Origin of the sequence: Leeuwenhoekiella palythoae (assembly GCF_020310025.1) — a bacterium.
GTDB lineage: Bacteria > Bacteroidota > Bacteroidia > Flavobacteriales > Flavobacteriaceae > Leeuwenhoekiella > Leeuwenhoekiella palythoae.
This window is the reverse complement of record NZ_CP084318.1, coordinates 89,907-109,359: the sequence shown is the minus strand read 5'-3', so window position 1 is coordinate 109,359 and position 19,453 is coordinate 89,907. Positions and strand designations below refer to the sequence as shown.

At 40.3% G+C, this 19,453-nt stretch carries 13 protein-coding genes; 4 read left to right on the top strand and 9 right to left on the bottom strand.

Going from position 1 to position 19,453, the window contains the following annotated elements; all coding sequences use genetic code 11:
- Nucleotides 1–43: 43 nt before the first annotated feature.
- From LDL79_RS00385 to LDL79_RS00365, 5 genes are all read right to left on the bottom strand, one after another.
- Entirely contained in the window at nucleotides 44–1,261 is a 1,218-nt protein-coding gene (locus LDL79_RS00385) for an LETM1-related biofilm-associated protein (protein ID WP_225598699.1), read from the bottom strand.
- A 442-nt stretch (nucleotides 1,262–1,703) separates the two neighbouring features.
- Entirely contained in the window at nucleotides 1,704–2,513 is an 810-nt protein-coding gene (locus tag LDL79_RS00380) for an anti-sigma factor (RefSeq protein WP_072982518.1), read from the bottom strand.
- Nucleotides 2,514–3,044, bottom strand: coding sequence for an RNA polymerase sigma factor (locus tag LDL79_RS00375; protein WP_225598698.1), 531 nt, complete (start codon nucleotides 3,042–3,044; stop codon nucleotides 2,514–2,516).
- Nucleotides 3,045–3,134: 90 nt separating this feature from the next.
- Nucleotides 3,135–3,722 carry a superoxide dismutase family protein gene (locus LDL79_RS00370; RefSeq protein WP_072982874.1) on the bottom strand — a complete coding sequence of 196 codons (588 nt, stop codon included), beginning with the start codon at nucleotides 3,720–3,722 and terminating at the stop codon, nucleotides 3,135–3,137.
- Nucleotides 3,723–3,811: 89 nt separating this feature from the next.
- Complete coding sequence (locus LDL79_RS00365) at nucleotides 3,812–4,702, bottom strand: diacylglycerol/lipid kinase family protein (protein WP_225598697.1); 891 nt, start codon at nucleotides 4,700–4,702, stop codon at nucleotides 3,812–3,814.
- 64 nt (nucleotides 4,703–4,766) lie between these two features.
- On the opposite strand from LDL79_RS00365, the gene LDL79_RS00360 reads away from it, so the two are divergent.
- Entirely contained in the window at nucleotides 4,767–5,747 is a 981-nt protein-coding gene (locus LDL79_RS00360) for an App1 family protein (RefSeq protein WP_167596819.1), read from the top strand.
- 139 nt (nucleotides 5,748–5,886) lie between these two features.
- On the opposite strand, the gene LDL79_RS00355 is transcribed toward LDL79_RS00360, so the two are convergent.
- Complete coding sequence (locus LDL79_RS00355; RefSeq protein WP_225598696.1) at nucleotides 5,887–9,105, bottom strand: WD40/YVTN/BNR-like repeat-containing protein; 3,219 nt, start codon at nucleotides 9,103–9,105, stop codon at nucleotides 5,887–5,889.
- Nucleotides 9,106–9,284: 179 nt separating this feature from the next.
- Between LDL79_RS00355 and LDL79_RS00350 the strand changes: the two genes are divergently transcribed.
- The 3 genes from LDL79_RS00350 (at nucleotide 9,285) to LDL79_RS00340 (ending at nucleotide 12,678) form a co-directional block, all read left to right on the top strand.
- Nucleotides 9,285–9,887, top strand: coding sequence for a fasciclin domain-containing protein (locus LDL79_RS00350; RefSeq protein WP_225598695.1), 603 nt, complete (start codon nucleotides 9,285–9,287; stop codon nucleotides 9,885–9,887).
- A gap of 179 nt (nucleotides 9,888–10,066) precedes the next feature.
- The gene (locus LDL79_RS00345; protein WP_072982508.1) at nucleotides 10,067–11,188 is read left to right on the top strand and encodes a vWA domain-containing protein; all 1,122 of its coding nucleotides are present in this window, start codon (nucleotides 10,067–10,069) and stop codon (nucleotides 11,186–11,188) included.
- A 26-nt stretch (nucleotides 11,189–11,214) separates the two neighbouring features.
- The gene (locus LDL79_RS00340; RefSeq protein WP_225598694.1) at nucleotides 11,215–12,678 is read left to right on the top strand and encodes a MoxR family ATPase; all 1,464 of its coding nucleotides are present in this window, start codon (nucleotides 11,215–11,217) and stop codon (nucleotides 12,676–12,678) included.
- 183 nt (nucleotides 12,679–12,861) lie between these two features.
- Here the strand turns inward: LDL79_RS00340 and LDL79_RS00335 are convergent, their stop codons facing one another.
- The 3 genes from LDL79_RS00335 to LDL79_RS00325 are packed head-to-tail and all read right to left on the bottom strand — an operon-like array spanning nucleotide 12,862 to nucleotide 19,405.
- Nucleotides 12,862–14,733 carry an OmpA family protein gene (locus LDL79_RS00335; RefSeq protein WP_225598693.1) on the bottom strand — a complete coding sequence of 624 codons (1,872 nt, stop codon included), beginning with the start codon at nucleotides 14,731–14,733 and terminating at the stop codon, nucleotides 12,862–12,864.
- Nucleotides 14,734–14,748: 15 nt separating this feature from the next.
- Complete coding sequence (locus LDL79_RS00330) at nucleotides 14,749–15,693, bottom strand: PorP/SprF family type IX secretion system membrane protein (RefSeq protein WP_225598692.1); 945 nt, start codon at nucleotides 15,691–15,693, stop codon at nucleotides 14,749–14,751.
- 13 nt (nucleotides 15,694–15,706) lie between these two features.
- Entirely contained in the window at nucleotides 15,707–19,405 is a 3,699-nt protein-coding gene (locus tag LDL79_RS00325; protein ID WP_225598691.1) for a T9SS type B sorting domain-containing protein, read from the bottom strand.
- Nucleotides 19,406–19,453: the final 48 nt, after the last annotated feature.

Here is a 19,453-nt window from a genome sequence, read left to right as displayed (position 1 = left end):
AATAACTTTAGAAAGCCTTCGCTATTTGATAAACTGTTAACAGTTAGGGCGTATCGCGATCTTTATCAGCAGTAAGATCTATACGGTTATCATTAAAGGCGCTCGGGAGTAATTCCGGAATGAATTTAATGAGTAACGGTAAGAGAACACCACCGCCCGGAAGCATAAAAATGGCTAGAGAAGGTACGCTTTTACAAATGTCTAAAAGCTGTGTCTTTACCCGTTTTTTTTCCGCTTTACTCAGGTCTCTCACGGTAGATTGCCCAAGCAATACTACTAAATCTTTACTCTCAGCAAGTTCTTGTAGAAGACGCTTTTTATTCCGCAGGATCAAGACTTTTACAGTTTGGCTGGTTTGGTTATAAAAATGCTTTACCGGATTGCTGTAGTTGAGGTATGAAATACGATGCCTGTTGTCTTGAATAAAGTCGTGAACGTAGGTAGTCGATTGATCGATAATGTGTTTTGGGAGCTCTAAAATGGTACCAAAGGAATTCAGAAAAAGGAATTCGGTTTTATCCAGTTTGGCATCATCCCAGATCGCCAGGGCCGCGAGATCTAGCGCGTATCGCTTGGCAAATAGCGTATTAAAATGCTCAAGAGGCAGCTCTTGCAAGGTCTGTGCCTCTTGTTTCAAATTGCGATTGTAACGCAGTGATTTCTCAAAAAGTTTAAGCAACAGTTTATCATAATGCTCTTTTTCTTCTTTTTGCAAAAGCGCCATCCAGATCACATTCATCAACGTAGCCTCTAGCTGTATGGCATAAGCATTGAGATCTTCCGGATCTTTAAGAAAATGCTCAAAGCATAGCACATCTAAAAATAACAGCGCGTTTGTAATGAGATTGCTGAAATTTTTCTGAAGCGTTGCTTCATTGGTCTGAATGCGTTCTTGAATGATTTTTTCTAAGGAAGCCGCAGTAGGTTTTGGTTTAGAAAATCCTGAAAAGTAGCGATGCGCTCTTGGGTTGAGTTCGCTGTAAAATGCAGTGATTTTATCAAAAAAACCGGTTTCAGCTTGATATTGCTGGTAATAAACGAAATGCAGACAGTCAAAAAAGTTGAGTTTGGTACGCTCAATTTCTGTCCAGCGAAGCGGTTCCTTGGCGCCGTAACTCATTGTAGTAACCGAAACGCCATAGAAAAATCCGGTTTTAAGTATGCGATCGTACAGCTCTTGCGATTGCAAATGCTGTTGTGTAATAAGCTGATTTACAACCGGCTGATGCTTTGCGATCCACCCGGTAGAAGAAGGATTCATAAAAAAATGCCTTAAAAATTCATCTTGTATTTGTCAGATAGTCAAAGCGTTAAGTGAATTTAATTTCAAAAATTTAAAAAAAAATCACGTTGCTAAAAACCGTCCCCTTAAATACTTCGTAAATGTAGTAAATAAGTTAAGTTGGGCATTTAACTATTTTAAATTCCAAAGAATCCAAATCTCATTTACTTTGGAGAATTATGGAAAGGAAGATTATCAATTGGTTAGTTGATTAGTTTTTTTGGATTTTTTGTTAGTTGAAGAATCACCTTGTTTTGGAGAAGGCAGGTGATTCTTTTTTTTATGCCTTATCCCTATATGATTTGAACGAATTTTATACAAAAAGAAAGCCTCTCGATCGAGAGGCTTTTACATTTTAATACGCAGTTTCTTTAATTTTCATTGCTCACAATAAAATACTGCAAGACTTAAAAAATGTTATTTATGCATTATTTTCAATCACACCTAAGGTGTACAATTGCTCCATTGTAGGCGTTGCGCTACCACCTGCCGGTTCTAAGGTAATTCCGAAGGCTTGAGATTCATTAGGATTTTCGAGCGTAAATATCTTGTTCTCATCTTCGCTAAAATTATCTAAAAGTCCCATACTTGTTGGCGTAAGTGGATCAAGGGTTAATGACCATACTTGATACACCATACCTTCTGGAGGTTCCGGTAAGCCTAAAGCATCTATGTAGGCTTTATTATTTTCTTTGTTCCAAAACACGGTAACATAAGCATCGGGTGCAACCTGCTGTCCTGCAAGCGGAACCTTAGTAACCTGCGGATCGCGAATTACCGCAAGGATCTCTTTAGATTCTGTCAATGCTTCTTCAGAATACTGAAGCTTGCTTTCTAACTTAGTATTTTCGATCTGAACAACTTTCAGTTCATCACGCAAGTTGTTTGTTCGATTGAGTAAGATAAAAATTCCGATTAGGAATATAACTGAAGCCGCCACACTTATAAAAGAGAGTAAGCGGGTACGTTTGTTTGCTGCTGCCGGCTGTAATTGAACCACACCTTTTGAGTTTAAAAGTTTTGCCTTAATTGCGGCAAGCATTTCTTCTGGATTGTATGGTGCGGCTGCTGTTGCCAGCTGTTGTAAGGCAGCTTCTATTTGTTCTACTTCCTGTTGTACTTCAGGATATTGTTTAAGCACTTTTGAAACCTCTTCACTTTCCTGTGGGGTCAAGGCGCCATAAACATATAGCTCTAGAATTCCTGATTCTATGTATTCTTGAATGTCCATTTAATTTACCAATATAGCTCTAAGTTTGTTTATACAAAGTCTGTTACGGGTTTTAATAGTACCAAGCGGAATATCTAATTCTTCTGAAGCCTCTTTTTGTGTGTACCCTTTGAAAAATAAAAGGTGGATCACATTTTTACAATCTTCGCCCAATTTTTTAATATACTTCTTAATACCTATCGCATCGACTTTACTCGAAAAACTTGTTTTGTTTTCAAGAATATCTACGAAATATTCCTGAGTAAGGTTTTTCTTTTGATTCTTAAACAATTTCGACCGTGTTTTGTCAATAGCGGCATTTCTTGCGATATTGAGAAGCCAAGTAAAGAATCTTCCTTTGTTAGAAGAGTAGGATGCGCAATTATCCCAAACTTTAATAAAAACATCTTGTAATACTTCTTCAGATGCTTCGGTATTGTGAAGAACGCTATTGATCACACCAAAAATACTTTCAGAATACATGCTGTACAGTTGCTCAAAAGCTTTTTCGTCTTTCTGCTGTAATCTTAAAATTAAATCATCGGGTTGCATAATGGGCTTTTAGTAGATTCTAAATGTATTAAATATAAAAGAAAAAGCAGCCATAAGGCTGCTTTTATTTAATGCTGTAGCTAAGTGATCTTATTGAATAATTCCACCGCAGCTTACACGTGCTCCGGCAGCACCACTAGGCTGGCTTGTAAAGTCATCAGCACCTTGGTGTACAATAACGCCTTTACCTACAATATTTTTAGTAGCATCTTCACAATCTATACACCATTCATCAGTGGCCATGGTGATTGTTCCGTTACCGTTGTCGTCTGCTTCAAAGTTACCAATGTCACCTTTGTGATAACCTTCTGCATCTCCCCATTTTCCGTGTTGTTCTTTAGTTGGATTCCAGTGTCCTCCTGCTGAGGTTCCGTCGTCTGCAGAACAGTCTGCATTCTCGTGAATATGAATGGCATGCATTCCCGGTTCTAATCCTTCAAAAACAGCAGTCATACTAACTTCACCGTCTTCTTCAGTAAATACTACATTACCGGTTGCCGTGCTTCCGCTTTTTGAATCTAAACTAATAGTTAACTTTTTTGATACAGGTGCTTCTTCTTGAACTTCAGTAGCATCGGTAGTCATTGTTTCGTCCGTTTCTTTGTCTTTGTTCTCGTTTTTACAAGAGGTAAATCCTAGTGTAAGGGCAAGAGAAAAAAGCAGTGCGTAATTTTTCATAAATGTGTGATTAGTTAATTCGTGGTCTAAATTAAGGTTTTGCTTGGCCGTAGCCAAAGGATTAAAGATAAGCTTAACATTAGTGTTAACTAGCCTCTAAAGCTTTTTGGGATCGCCAGGTTCAATTTATGAGGTGTCATTTTTGCCTCAACACGCTGCTCATCTCCTATAAATTCACCATCGATTTGAAAGGCGATCAACTTTTTAGACTGTATGCTCACGTTTTTACACGGAATGACTTTTACAAAGTCAGGATCTAATTCGGCATCGTCATAAAAGGTTTCTAAAATGCCTTTAATGCTGAAATTTTTAAACACTAAAACTTCAAAAATACCATCGTCCATTTTTCCGGTAGGGTTGATTTGAGCTCCGGTACCAAACTTATTTGCGTTAGCGATTGCAACGAGAATGCCTTCTTCGGAAATGGTTTGATCATCACATTGAATCTCTACTTCAAACGGAAAATCGCTGCTAAGCAGGGTAGGAAAAGATTGTATTAAATAGCCTAATTTCCCTCTGATCTCTGACTTTTCATAGTTTTTGATCAGCTGAGCATTAATGCCTAGGTCAGCGATATGCAAGCACGTGTAGCCGTTTATTTCAATCAAATCCATTGCGATGAAGTGATCTCCTAATGCGATGTCAAGTTGCTTTTCTAAGTTGTCAGGAATGTCAAAATTAGTTGCAAGACCATTTGCCGAACCTGAGGGTAATAAACCAACTTTTATAGATGCTCCTTTTATGGCATCGGCAACTTCACGTATAGTTCCGTCTCCGCCGCTCACCACAATGCGATCGGGATTTTGCTCTTTTATAAGCTTTTGAATGGCTTCTTTATCATGGTCTCCCGATGTCTCATAAATAATACTCTGGTTGCCATCTTGCGAGACATGTTCTTTAAAAGCATTTATAATTGGCTGCTTATCTGTGCCGCCTGCAATGGGGTTTATGACCAGTAAAATGGTGTTTTGTGTTTTCATTAAGGCTCTTTCGAGCTAAAATTAGGTAATTTCAAAACCTGTTATAGTTAATAAAATACCAATAGTGAAGTTAGATTTACAACTCTACCGCGGGTATGCCAATGATGAAGAACTTGTAGTTTTTGGACATTTGTTTAAATCCTGGGCGCCTGATAAATTTCAAACCGACCGTAAAGGTTTTAAACATGCATTTTCTGTATTGCATATGTTTAGGATCTCGCCGCTAAAAAATGTTGAAGTGCGTTTGCGTTTTAAAGATATAGACGTGACCACGCGTACGATGGACGACGGATTCTTTAGGTTTAATGTGCCTTATGAAAACAACCTAGAAAGTGGTTGGCATACGTATGAGATCACCTGCAAACCCAAAGAGGTTGATTATGGGATCATTGAAAAGGCCGAGTTTCTTAAACCATTTGAAAGCAAACTGAGTATTATCTCAGATATTGATGACACGTTTTTGATCTCGCATAGCGGAAACATTTTTAAAAAACTCTATGTGATGCTTGCCCGAAACGTAAATCATAGAAAGACCTTTGAAGATGTTGTGAGGCATTATCAGTCTCTCAGTACAAGCGGTCACGACGAAGAAGGCAAACGCAATTCATTCTTTTACGTGTCTAGCAGTGAATGGAATCTTTATGACTTCATCGTACAATTCACAAAGCTTCAAGAATTGCCCAAAGCAGTACTAAAACTTAAAAGTATAAAAACAGGTATTTCAGATTTCTTAAGAACCGGTGGTGGAAATCATGATCATAAATTCATCAAGATCAAAGATATCATCGCCTTTTATCCGCAGCAGCATTATGTTTTGCTGGGCGACGACTCTCAGCAGGATGCTTTTATTTATGAGCGAATTTGTAAAATGTTTCCGGTTAATATTTCTGCGGTTTATTTAAGACAGACCCAAAAGCATCAGCATAAAAAAATCAGCAAGGTTTTAGAAAATATTGAAGAAATGGGCGTTGCTACCTGTTATTTTAAAAAGAGTAGCGAAGCTATTAAACACTCCAAAGAACACGGAATCATAAAAGCAGAGTAATTTATCTCAGAGCAAAACCGCTAGGTTTTCGACTTGAATAACCTGCTAATTTAGTGTCAAAGTATTTGACATTTCAGCATAAAAAAATTCCCGAAAATAACTTCTCGGGAATTTTAAAAAACAGTTTTACAGTTACAGTTTATTCTAGCTGAAAACTTTTAATCTCTTTAAATGGAGATAATTCTACTTGCTTCATTTGTGTTTCATAAGCAGCCCAATCTTCGGTAAAAAAGGTGTTTACCTTTTCTAAAGCGGTTTTAAGTTCCTTTTCAGCGTGTGCTAGAAGTTGGTTTTCTGTCGCGGTCAAACCATTAGGTCTGCTGTTTACATAACTACTAGCCAAATAAATTCTGTTCAGCACGGTTACTTCAGCGTTACGCGTTATACCTTGACGATCATCTTCTTTTCCTAAAAAGGTTGCGATATGTGCGTCAAGTTTCTTCACAATAGCTTTTGAGCTATCTATCTGGACTTCATATGCATCTTTATCTTTCTTTTTAAAATCTGCTAGAAAATCTTCGGCAATGGTTTTACTCTCAACCAATTGTTTAACGGCATCTGCAGCAACTTGAGTCATACGCTCAATTTCTTTTTCGGCTTCATAAATTTCGTTAGTCGCAGCTGTAGAAATATCCAATCGTGGATCACTTTTAACCGTTATCGTTTCAGTATCCTCCAGAGTTCCGTAGTTTAATACTACTTTATATGTACCAGGTTTTACGGTTGCACCTCCGGGTTCATAATTGCGGTCTCGCACTCTGCGAGAAGGTCTGTCTACGCCTTTTTCATCCAGAAACCATCTAAAATGATACATCCCGGCAGAATCCGGAGCTTTGGTTTTTAAGGTTCTGATCAAGCGGTCGCCATCATAAATGGTCAAAGCGATACTGTCCCACTTTGGAGCATTTTCATCGGCTTCGGTATCGGTTTCATTTGTTTTATCTTCAGTTTGCTTTTCAGCTTCCTTCGGGTTAAGCATATACTTGATAAAAGCACCACGATCTCTATTAGCCCCACCGTATGTAGCATCTGCGCCAAAACGACCTCCGGTAGGCTGTTGAGAAGCATTCTGATACGCCACCACCGGCGGAATCACTTCTAAGACCATTCCTTCTTTCATACTTAAATTAATACCCAGATCTGCATTTGCAGCTAAGGCGCGCAACGGCTTAATGTCATCTAATACCCAAATGGAGCGTCCAAATGTTGCAATAGCTAAATCATCCTCTCTTGGGTGCATGATTAAATCTTTAATAGGAACTGTTGGGAATCCGTTGGTCCATTTTTGCCAATTTGTCCCGGCATCTATAGACACGTAAAGTCCATCATCAGTACCTAAAAACATCAAATTAGGTTCTTCTTTATCTTCTAAAATTGCCAAAGCATAGCTGCCAACATCTTCGCTATCTACAATGCTTTTCCAGGTTTTTCCGTAATCTGTGGTACGATATACATAGGGTTTAAAGTCAAAGCGTCTGTAATTATTGGCTACAAGCAGCGCTTCTCCTTGATTAGTAGCCGAAGCTTTAATTTGGGCAATCCAGCTGCCTTCTGGTAAGCCTTTGATGTTTTTAGAAACATCGGTCCAATCTTCTCCGCCATTTCTGGTATAAAATACTTTTCCGTCGTCAGAGCCTGTCCAGATCATATTTTTTTGAGCCGGGCTGGGTTCAATAACAAGAATCGTGGTATGATTTTCTGCTCCGGTAGCATCCATGGTTAAACCACCGCTTTCGCTTTGTTTTTGTTTCTCAGGATCGTTAGTAGTAAGATCAGGCGAAATCACCTCCCAAGTCAGTCCTTTGTCAGTAGACTTGTGCACATATTGACTTCCAAAATAAATCGTACTATTATCAAAAGGATCAATGTTGATCGCAGAATTCCAGTTGAAGCGCAAATCTACCTCAGGGTCTGGATGCGTAGGACGTACGAGGTAATTTGCACCGGTTACCCAGTCATAACGGCTAACATAACCTTGCTGACTCATCGTCCAACCATATTGTGAATCATCACGATCTGGAACTACATCAAAACCATCGCCAAAAGAAATCTCTTGCCAGTATGAGTTGCGTATTCCCTGAGCTTTCCAAACATACGCTGGACCGCGCCAGCTTCCATTATCTTGCATTCCTCCATACACATTGTACGGAAATTCATTATCAATAGCGATATGATAAAACTGACCTACCGGAATATTTTCAGCAAAACGCCATGTATCGCCGCCATCTCGAGAAAGGTATAAACCACCATCATTTCCATCGATCATAAAGTCAGGATTCTTCGGGTGTATATACATCGCGTGATGATCAGGGTGTACGCCATTATCTGCGCCATAGGCAGGCATCAACTCTTCAAAACTTTTACCACCATCTTCAGAAACATTTACATAAGTGAAGACGCTGTAGACGCGGTTTTCATTATCAGGAGCAACATAGATTTCGGCATAATAAAATGGGCGATTGCCTATTTCATTCATATCATCATTTACCAATTTCCAATTTTCTCCGCCATCTTCAGAACGATAGAGGCCGTTCTTTTTCGCTTCTACATAAGCATAAACGATGTTGGGTTTGCTGGGAGCGATAGCAAGCCCCATACGTCCAAGATCACCTTTAGGCAATCCGTTTTCTGAAGTGATCTCTTTCCAAGAATCACCACCATCATAAGTAATATACATTCCAGAACCTTTGCCACCACTGGTAAAAAACCAAGGATCGCGTTTGTGTTCCCACATAGCCACAATAAGTTTATTAGGATTTGTAGGATCCATCACCAGTTCTGCCGGCCCTGTTTTTTCATTAACGTAAAGAATTTTTTCCCAGGTCTTTCCGCCGTCTTTGGTTCGGTACACACCGCGATCTTCATATTCACCCCAAGGCGAACCTATAGCAGCAGCGTAAACAATGTCTGGATTTGAAGGGTTGATACGTACCCGATAAATGTGACGGGTGTTTTCTAGCCCCATACACTTCCAGGTTTTTCCGCCATCTAAAGATTTGTAGATACCAAATCCACCATTAAGACTATTTCGTGGATTTCCTTCACCGGTACCCACCCAAACAACAGAAGGATTAGATTGCTGAACTGCAACAGCACCAATTGAGGAAGTAGCTTCATCTTCAAAAACAGGCTTCCAAGTAACACCGCCAGAAGTGGATTTCCATAGTCCGCCCGAGGCAGAACCTGCATAAATAATGTCTGGATTGTCAGTCACCGCATCTATAGCAGTAATACGGCCGCTCATTCCTGCGGGACCTACATTACGCGGTTTCATGTCTTTAACTAAGTCAAGATTGAGCTGCTGGGCGTTGCCAATAAGGCTAATACCCAACAAACAGAGAAGTAGAATGTTTTTCATTAAAAAGGATTAAAGTTTTTCTAAAGTTAAGAAAAACTAAAACTTATGCTTGACTATCAGCATTGATTCAACAGATTAACATAATTAAAATACAATTAACAAAAGCTTACCGAAGCTTTTTAATTTGTTTAGGGTTCTGCTGATATCTTTGAACAAAAGAAAAACCAAAAAATTTAATTATGAAAAAGTTAGTTTTAAGTATGGCTGTTCTTGCTTCAATAGCATTTACATCTTGTAAAGACAGTGAGAAGAGCGAATCTGAAGAGCCAATGGCTCAAGAAGAAATGGCAATGGAAACCACAGAAACTTCTGCGGAAGCTACAATGCCTGAAGAACAAACTATTGCTGAAATCGCAATGGCAAATGAAGATTTTAGTACGTTAGTAACTGCAGTAAAAGCTGCCGGCCTTGCGGAAACATTAAACAGCGAGGGGCCTTACACCGTATTTGCACCTACCAACGCGGCTTTTGACAAATTGCCTGAAGGTACTGTAGAAAGCTTAGTTGAGCCAGCTAACAAAGAAAAATTAGCGGGAATATTGACCTATCACGTATTAGAAGGTGAGTATAAAGCGGCTGATATTGTAAAAGCGATTAAAGACAACAATGGTAGTTTTACCGTAGTAACCGTAGAAGGTGAAAGTCTTATTGCTATGTTAGATGGTGAAAACGTAGTCTTGACCGATGCTGCCGGAAATGAATCTACAGTAGTTATGACAGACGTCGAAGCATCAAATGGTGTGATTCACGCGATTGATGCAGTTGTGATGCCTAAATCATAATGATGTAAATGATTATAGATCAAAACCCTTCAGTGATGAAGGGTTTTTTTATACGCTGATTTCTCTGAATCGCGCGTAGCATAATTCAAAACTTCTGAGTTATAATAGGCGTTCAGCCCTAAAACTTTTAAGATACTTCCTAAGGTTAGGATTTTAAAATGCTGTAATTTTAATACACTATGAAAAAGGAAACACTACGAAAAGGATTTGTGTTCAAAAGCTATGAAGCACCACAACAATCCTTATTTGACCGACTCTTTGAGATCTTTAAAGAGCTGATCACGCATACCTCAGGTGATTTTGATGAGGCGATGGACTGGCTCAAGGAACTTGATAAAGAGTATAACTTGACTACCGAGGATTACACGCTTGATGATTTTGTACAAGAATTAAAAGATAAAGGTTATATCAGAGAAGAGATTGAGCCTGATGGTAATGGCGGTATGGCTATTACAGCAAAAACAGAACGTGCGATCAGGCAACGCGCTCTTGACCAGATCTTCGGAAAATTAAAACGCGGTGGCGCCGGAAATCACAAAACCAATCGCATAGGTCGGGGTGACGAGCATACCGGTGAGTACAGAGAATATCGTTTTGGCGATGCGCTAGAGCGTGTTTCTATGACCGAAAGTTTAAAAAATGCACAGATCAACAATGGTATTGGCAATTTTGACCTAACGGAAAAAGACTTAGTGGTTGAAGAAACTCAGTTCAAAGCACAAATGAGCACGGTTTTAATGATCGATATCAGCCACAGTATGATTTTATATGGAGAGGATCGCATCACACCGGCCAAAAAGGTAGCGATGGCTCTCGCCGAACTGATCACCACACGCTATCCAAAGGACACACTTGATATTATCGTCTTTGGTAATGATAGTTGGCCGATTGCTATTAAAGACTTACCGTATTTGCAAGTAGGTCCGTACCACACGAATACAGTGGCGGGTTTACAACTTGCGATGGACATCTTACGCCGCAAACGCAATACTAATAAACAGATCTTTATGATCACAGATGGGAAACCAAGTTGTGTGCGCGAACCAGACGGATTTTACTATAAAAATAGTGTGGGGCTAGACGACTATATTGTAAATAAATGCTACAGTATGGCGAGTCAGGCACGTAAAGTTAAAATACCTATTACCACATTTATGATTGCTCAAGATCCTTATTTGATGAAGTTTGTGCGTCAATTTACGCAGGCCAATCAAGGTAAGGCATTTTACACAGGGCTGCAAGGTCTTGGCGAAATGATCTTTGAGGATTACGAGACCAATAGAAAAAAAAGAATACGCTAGAGAAAGAATAAAACTAACAGTAAACTATGAGTAAACCAGCAATAAAAACCCTAGGTGAACTAAAACAAACAGATTATAAAAGCCGAAGCATTAAAGAGGAACTTCGCAGCAATCTGGTTAAAAATATCAAAGAAGGAAAAAACTCTTTTGAAGGAATCCACGGTTATGAATACACCGTTATTCCTGAGCTAGAGCGCGCAATACTCTCTAAACACAACATTAACCTTTTAGGATTGCGAGGCCAGGCAAAAACACGCTTGGCGCGTTTGATGGTGCAATTATTAGATGAATGGATTCCGGTGGTTGAGGGTTCAGAACTTAACGATGATCCCCTAAAACCATTATCAAGATATTCGCAGCAATTGATCGCAGAGAAAGGTGATGAAACACCCATAGGGTGGATGCATCGCGAGGAGCGTTTCGCAGAAAAACTGGCTACGCCCGATGTAACTGTCGCAGATCTTATTGGTGATGTAGATCCCATAAAAGCTGCGAATTTAAAACTGAGCTATGCTGATGATCGCGTCATTCATTTTGGGATGATTCCGAGGGCAAATCGTTGCATTTTTGTAATTAATGAATTGCCTGATTTGCAAGCGCGTATTCAGGTGGCTTTATTCAATATTCTGCAAGAAGGAGATATTCAAATCCGTGGATTTAAATTGAGATTGCCGCTAGATCTTCAATTTGTATTTACGGCAAACCCTGAGGATTATACCAATCGCGGAAGCATTGTTACTCCGTTAAAGGACCGTATCGGTTCTCAGATTTTAACGCATTATCCTGAAAATATTCAGATCGCAAGAACCATTACTGAACAAGAAGCAAAACGAGACGAGCGTAATGAAGAACAGGTGTATGTGCCTTCTTTAGCAAAAGATCTTTTAGAACAAATAAGTTTTGAAGCTCGCGAGAGTGAATATATTGATGTTAAAAGTGGTGTGAGTGCTCGTATGAGTATTACAGCTTTTGAAAATTTACTAAGTACAGCAGAACGTCGTGCGCTAATGGCGGGTGACGAAAAAACCACTGTACGTCTTGGAGATTTTATGGGGATGATCCCGGCGATTACCGGTAAAGTCGAATTGGTTTATGAAGGAGAGCAGGAGGGAGCTGCGACCGTGGCACACACCCTAATAGGTGATGCGATACAGACCTTGTTTATTACCTATTTCCCCGAAATCAAAAAGCTGGAAAAACAGAATGAAAAAAGTCCGTATGATGAGGTGATCACTTGGTTTTTTGACCAAAGCGACTTTCAATTGTTAGACGATTTAAATGAAGAAGAGTATAAAAAAATGCTTGATTCGGTAACGCCGTTGCAAAATTTGATCAATACGCATCAACCTGATTTACCGAAATCTGATCAATATTTTATGAAAGAGTTTATCCTTTGGGCACTGGTTGAATTCAAGAAATTGAGTAAATACCGAATGACCGATGGAATACGCTTTAAAGATCTCTACGGAAGTTATATAAGTGGTCTGTAAGTTCAGTGTAAATAAATAAAAAAAACCGTTAGTTTTTAAAACTAACGGGTTTTTTATTGGCACCTCCAAAGTGTTTAATTTTCTGTCCCGAAAGCTTTCGAGATGCCTCGAAATTGTAAAGTTGTTTCCAACTAATGCCTCACGGGCTTGCTTTGAAAAAGTTTACTTGATAAAGGTTTAGTATTATTTCAAGAGTGTAAATTCACTTCTGCGATTTTCATCAAATTGCGCTTCGGTACAATCTCCGGAAGGGCAGGTGTGAATAGGATCAGTCTCTCCATAACCTTTAGCTTTTAGCCTGTTACGGTCTATTCCTTTAGATACTACGTAATCAACGGTAGACTGTGCTCTGCGTTGAGAAAGCGCAAGATTGTAACTGTCAGAACCGCGCTGATCTGTGTGTGAAGCAACTTCAATATCCATTTCAGGATATTTTTTCATAAGGTCCACTAATTTATCCAAAGTCACCGCTGCGTCAGGACGGATGTTAGCTTTATCAAAGTCAAAATAGATTTTTTCAAGATTCACCTGTGTCAACTGGTTGCGGTCATTCACGGTCACGATCTCTTCAGAATCAGCGTATGCAGACATCTGTAATTTGATAAGCGTTTTAGTGTTCTGCGCGTATTCTATTTTAATCTCTTTTTCTACCGGTGCATACAAAGCTTTTGAAGCTTTTACTTTGTACGTACTATTAGGATGCACTTCAAACTTAAAACTCCCGTCTGCTAAAGTGGTCATTTTTTGCGTACTACCGGTTTCTGGGCGATAGAGCGTGACTTCAGCACCTTCAATGGGTTCTAGAGTTTTCTTATCATCTACATTACCAATGATTTGATAATCTAAATTAGGGAATGTTGTAAACTGATAAATTTTGTCTTTTCCAGTTCTGTTTGAAGACATATAACCGCTTGCCTGGCGTTCTTTGATTATTAAAGAAAAATCATCTGCATTAGAATTGATAGAGCTTCCTAGGTTATACGCTTCCGCGAAAGCATCACCCGAAGCATCACTGCTGTAAAGGTCTAGTCCGCCAAGCCCTTCAACGCGATTAGAGGCGAAGTAAAGATTTCCATTTTCAGAAACATATGGAAACTGCTCTAGCTTATCTGAGTTGATATTTTCGCCCAAATTAACAGGAGTGCCAAAAGTATTGTCCCCGTTAATACTCACTTTATAAATATCAAAACTACCATAACCTCCCGGCATATCGCTAGAGAAATAGAGCGTTTGCTCATCTGCACTCAGTGCGGGGTGTGCTACAGAATAGCTGTCAGAACTTATAGAAAGTAACTCGATATTTCCCCATTTGCCGTTTACCAATTCGGCACTATAAAGTTGAAGCGGCGCGACTTTGACACCATCTATTTTCTTGAATTTATTACTGGTTCTGGTAAAATACATTTTTGTACCGTTTGCAAAAAATACGGCGTTGCTTTCGTGTGTGTCGGTATTAATTGAACGCGAAAATGTTTGGTATTCAGAAAGTGTGTCAGCAACAGGTTGCGCGTAATACAGATCTAAAAAAGGTTTTCCCGTCCAAGGGTAGGTGGGGCGTGCAGCATTGCGGTCAGAAGCAAAAACGAGTTGACGGTCGTAATATGCCGGCGCAAAATCTGCATAAGCCGATGCAGCATCCATCACTTCAGGCATAAAAAATTGCGATACTTCCATATCGTTTTTTTCCATAGCCTTTAAAATATCAATTGAAGTACCGCTGTAAGTGGTCAGAATCTCGTTAGCCTTGTCATATGCGTTGCTGCGTTTTAATGCATCTGCATATCTAAAATGCGCATCCATAGACCTTCCGGGATTAAGTTCCCAAGCCTTTGCGTAAGCTTTAACCGCTTCTTCAGCATTGGCGTTGTAATACAGTGCATCTGCCAGATTGAGGGCAGCGTCGCTGTCTAGTTGATCTTCTGCGCTATATAACGCAATAGCTTCGGCATAAGCCTGACTCGCAAAAAGTTTGTTTGCTTTTTCCATTGATTTGTTCTGTGTAAATCCTACTTGACAAACTGCTAGCAGAATAAAGAGTAGCTTATAATTTTTCATAGTCGAAGTTGTAGGTTAGAAGAAACGAGGTGATTTGCGATACGATGGAAGCTTGCCAAGCAAGTCGAAGTCAAATAAAACCATGACCTCGTGGCTTCCATTATTATATTCACCCAAGTTAGATGTAGTGTAGTCGTATGCGTAGCCTACGCGAACACCCGGAGTAACTTCAAAATTTACCATTCCGGTTACGGCATCATCCAGACGATAACCTATACCTGCTTCAAAACGCTGATAAAATCTTACGTTAGCATTTAGGTCAAGGCTCACGGGAGCACCATTTACCCAACGCGCCATAAAAGAAGGCTTTATCTGAAAATCTGCCGAAGGTTCAAAAACATACCCACCGGTTAAAAAATAATGCGTGTTCTCGCTTCCTAAACGCTGTACTCCATCTTCGTCCTCAATATGCCTAGAGGCCAAGAGATTCGGAGCAGAAAGCCCTATGTAGTAGCTTTCAGAAAAATAATAAGCTCCAATACCAATGGTAGGATAGGTTTGATTAATATTCTGCGCAAATGAGGGGTCTGTTGCAGGGCCACCGCTTCCTAATTGCAATCTGCTAAAATCTGTACTAAAAAAAGAAGCACCGGCTTTTAAACCTAGAGCTAAGGTTGCATTTTCCTGAACAGGAAGTTTGTAAGCAAAATCAGCATTTAAATTGGTTTCCTGCACCACATCGCCAATCTCATCATGTACCAGATTGACACCGATTTCTACTCTTTCAGACATTGGTAAATGCCCAAAAAATGTAGCGGTAGTAGGAGCACCGTCTATGCCCACCCATTGTGCGCGGTAGAGGCCGCCTAATTTAGCTTGATTCACGGTAGAATACGCCGGATTTATCACACTCATATTGTACATATACTGCGTGTATTCCGGATCTTGTTGCCCAAAAATGCTTCCACAAAAAAGGACAAAGGCTGCAAAAAACGTAAGTTTTGAAGTTGAATTTTTCATCGGGATTATCCTTTTATCGGTTAAGGTAAACTTTACCTTGTTTTGGGCTAGTCTGGCCATCATTATAATTTATTATGTAGAAATACACTCCGTTAGGCAAGGTGTTTCCGCCCAGTCTGCTTCGGTTTGCCTGACCGTTCCAAAATCCTGTTGAAGCGTCGCCTTTAAAAACAACTGCGCCATTTCGGTTAAATATTTCTATCGTGTAGTTGGGGTAAACAATGTTGATATTCTGCATTTCAAAAACGTCATTGATTCCGTCACCGTTTGGAGAGAATCCATCAGGAATAAAGACCGAATCACAACCGCTTAGGTCAGCAGTAACTGCTAGTCGTTGTGAACCTTCACATCCGGTTGCGGTATTTTGAGCAGCGATATAATACGTGGTATTTTCCATAAGTGGTGTGGTAGGGCTAACCACCGAACCACCGCTTGCAGCATCGTAAGTAATGATGTTGAAAGACGAACTCACATTAGCTTCAAGATCTGCTACGGTAGGGTTGTCATTGATACAAAATACTCCGCCATTAGTTGCCAGGCTAGGCATCGCCGGATCTTCTACAGAAAAGTCAGTAAAAGCGGCCCCAAGATTGGTAGCACTACAACCCGAAGTTTCATTTTGAATATCAAGCAGACTGAATGTGGTTATTCCGCCGGCGGTAAATACGCTAGGTTCAAGAACAATACTTGCTGCACCATTAGTGATATCTACGTTCTCAGAAATTACCTCAGAAGTTGTAGCTCCGGTAATCTGATAGGAGATCAAGTAGGTGTTGTTTTGTAAAGCAGAAGCTCCTGACAGCGTCACAATAACCTGCTCGCCAAAACAAACATCTGTTGCAGTTACCGTCACTCCGGTTGCATTGGGCAATGGATTTACTTCAAAACTGGTAGTTACTGCAAGAGGTAATGAAGTACATCCTGAAGCACTGCTGATCAAATTCGCAGTGATACTGGTCGTTCCTGTGGCTGCTAAGGTAGTACCAGGAATGGTAAAGCTACCAACGCCATTACTTACTAATGCTGTTGCGGTTTGAGCCAAAGCAGTGTTTGCTCCTGCAAGCTCGTAATCAATAGTGTACTCCCCATCAGCTAAATCTGATGAAGTTATCGTGACCAAGCCATCTTCGGCTAAGCAAATATCTGAAGCGCTAAGGTCACCGTCCGTCAAATCAGGTATAGGGTTTACGTCAAATGACACAGTAGTAGCGGTATCATTGAAGCAAAGTGATGCGGGATTCGCTATGCTGATTATTGAAACTGATACTGACCCAGGAGTTATTAGAAGTTCGCTATCAATAGTAATTGATGCTTCGCCTCCTGCAAAAGTTACATTTTCGCTTGGCGCCAGAGTGCCTTCACCAACTTGGTATGTAATGATGTAGCTACCATCGGCAAGATCAGAATTAGTAAAAGAAATTAAAGCATCTTCGCCTAAACAAACAGAATCCACACTAATTGTAGTATTTTCTAAAGTAGGCACGGGCAATACTTCAAAATCAATAGTTATGGGTAAGCCTGTTGCATCACAACTTTGAGAAGCGGTGGTAAGTGCTTCGATCGTGAGACTCGTGGTTCCGGCTTCTGCTAGCGTTTCAGCAGCAAGTTCAAATTCGGCAACACCTGCTGTAAACGTAACATTGGTAGTCGTTTCAGCTAACGTATTAGCACCGCCTAAGGTGTAGGTAATTACATAATCTCCATCTTGAATAAATGTAGCATCTGTGGTTAAATTAACCGTTGCACTGCGATCTTCACAAGAGTCTGTTACCGATCCCACAAGGTTGCTTGCATCAGGAGTCGCCACAATATTGAAAGTTGCAGTCGGCATTGTAAAATTCGCTGCCTCACAGCTACTGATTGAGTTCAAAAGCGAAGTCAACGTGAGTGTTGAAGAACCATTAGCTAGTAAAGCTTGCGGAAGATCAAATGAGCCTGTTCCTTCTGTAATAACAACGGTTGCAGTTTGATCAGTCACACTGATAGCGCCAGAAATGTCGTAAATGATCTCGTACGAACCATCAGCTAAATTGGGCGTTTCAGAAGTATCAGTTAAGGTTACTGAAACAATTTCATCTTCACAAGTATCCGCAATAGTTACACTCAGCGTCTGTGCATCAGGTTTGGGAGCTACGGTAAAAGTTGTGCTCAGTTCTACAGCAGTTGCACACCCGTTGGCGTTGGTGATGCTGCTAAGGCTAAACGTATAATCGTCTGCCGTAGGTAAGTTTTCAGCAAGTAAATTTAAAGTTGCCGTTCCTGCTGCTACGGTAATAAGTTCTGTATATTCTTGTGAAGTAGTAGTGTTTGAAAGCGTGTAGGTAATGGTATAATCTCCATCGACTAACTCAATTTCCGGGGTAGTGGTAGCATCAGAAAAAGTAAGCACTCCATTTTCTTCAAAACACAACGGCTGCGCAACCCTTAATTCTGTGTCTGTTACATCAGGCAGCGCTACGATGGTTAGCGTGTCACTTAGGTCGCCTAATTGTGCGTCGCATACGTTTTGCGTGGTTGGATCTATGATTTGCAATACACGAACTTCAGCAACTCCGGCACCAATGAAAAATTCAGGATTTATAGGGAAACTACCTATCCCATCGGTCATGGTAATGGTAAGCGTTTCGGTACCGGTATTTGGCGCCGGACTAACTTCATAGGTAAGTGCGTAATCCCCATTAGGAATATCGTCCAGTTCACCGGTTATAGTCGCAATAGCTTCTATAGGAAGTATGTCTTCACAAATAATATCCTCTTCTTCAGTAGGAAATGTCAACTCAAATGTAGCATTTGAAAAATCAATTACTTCTTCAATAATGATAGTAACAGTAACTTGGCTCAGCGTACATAATGGATTGGTAGGCTGAACGGTATAGGTAAAGGGATACGAGCCGGGACCGTAAGTATCGCGTATATTTTCAATATTGATAAAGCTATCGTTGAATGCGGTAATTTCATTAGTTAGAAACCCTTCGCTCCATACTCCATTAGTATCTTCACCAACAATGGCATCTCTAAGATTAAAATTGGTCAAGCTGCTTAGATCATCGGTCTCACAGAAAATAGTAGTCACAGCAGGATCTACCGTACCTGCTTCAGGTGCTTCTACCACATCAAGATTGACCGTGCTCATAGTTGCCGGGCAGCTGCCTTGCGCATCCACCGTGTATGTAAAGGTGTAACTTCCCGGGCCTGCAATCTGCGCATTAAAAGTAGGACCATTTAGCGCTCCTGCGGGACCGCTGGTAATTACCCAAGTTCCAAATAGTGTAGGGTTAGGTCCACTACCTATAAATTGAAAGAGGTTTACATTGGTTTCATCTTCACAAGCAACAGCATTGTTATTGTCTCTACCGGCATAACCTGCAAGGGTCACCGTTACAATGGCATCGGTATCGGTGCATCCTGCTTCTCCTTCAACCGTGTAAGTATAAGTAAAGGTGCCACCACGATTTATAAGCCAGGTATTGAGTTGCCCTGTTGCCGTGTTTAAACCACCACTATTGTCCTCGTCAGTCCAAGTGCCCCCGGGAACGGGAGTTCCGCCCAGTGCTGCATAGAGATCGATAAACTGGTTAGTTTCTTTGTCGCAGGAAGTAAGAGAAGCATCTTCGCCGGCACATTGGCCATAACTTTTAGATGAAATTCCCGCATTAAATAAAAGGAAAAATAGACATGCTATTTTCCCTAAAAACGTAATTGTTTTATGCATAGGAGTTGGGTTAGTAAAATTTGATACAAGTATAATCGATTAATTGCA

Coding starts and splice junctions, on each gene's coding strand:
- LDL79_RS00385 (WP_225598699.1), bottom strand. CDS start 1,261: ATGAATCCTTCTTCTACCGGGTGGATCGCAAAGCATCAGCCGGTTGTA.
- LDL79_RS00380 (WP_072982518.1), bottom strand. CDS start 2,513: ATGGACATTCAAGAATACATAGAATCAGGAATTCTAGAGCTATATGTT.
- LDL79_RS00375 (WP_225598698.1), bottom strand. CDS start 3,044: ATGCAACCCGATGATTTAATTTTAAGATTACAGCAGAAAGACGAAAAA.
- LDL79_RS00370 (WP_072982874.1), bottom strand. CDS start 3,722: ATGAAAAATTACGCACTGCTTTTTTCTCTTGCCCTTACACTAGGATTT.
- LDL79_RS00365 (WP_225598697.1), bottom strand. CDS start 4,702: ATGAAAACACAAAACACCATTTTACTGGTCATAAACCCCATTGCAGGC.
- LDL79_RS00355 (WP_225598696.1), bottom strand. CDS start 9,105: ATGAAAAACATTCTACTTCTCTGTTTGTTGGGTATTAGCCTTATTGGC.
- LDL79_RS00350 (WP_225598695.1), top strand. CDS start 9,285: ATGAAAAAGTTAGTTTTAAGTATGGCTGTTCTTGCTTCAATAGCATTT.
- LDL79_RS00345 (WP_072982508.1), top strand. CDS start 10,067: ATGAAAAAGGAAACACTACGAAAAGGATTTGTGTTCAAAAGCTATGAA.
- LDL79_RS00340 (WP_225598694.1), top strand. CDS start 11,215: ATGAGTAAACCAGCAATAAAAACCCTAGGTGAACTAAAACAAACAGAT.
- LDL79_RS00335 (WP_225598693.1), bottom strand. CDS start 14,733: ATGAAAAATTATAAGCTACTCTTTATTCTGCTAGCAGTTTGTCAAGTA.
- LDL79_RS00330 (WP_225598692.1), bottom strand. CDS start 15,693: ATGAAAAATTCAACTTCAAAACTTACGTTTTTTGCAGCCTTTGTCCTT.
- LDL79_RS00325 (WP_225598691.1), bottom strand. CDS start 19,405: ATGCATAAAACAATTACGTTTTTAGGGAAAATAGCATGTCTATTTTTC.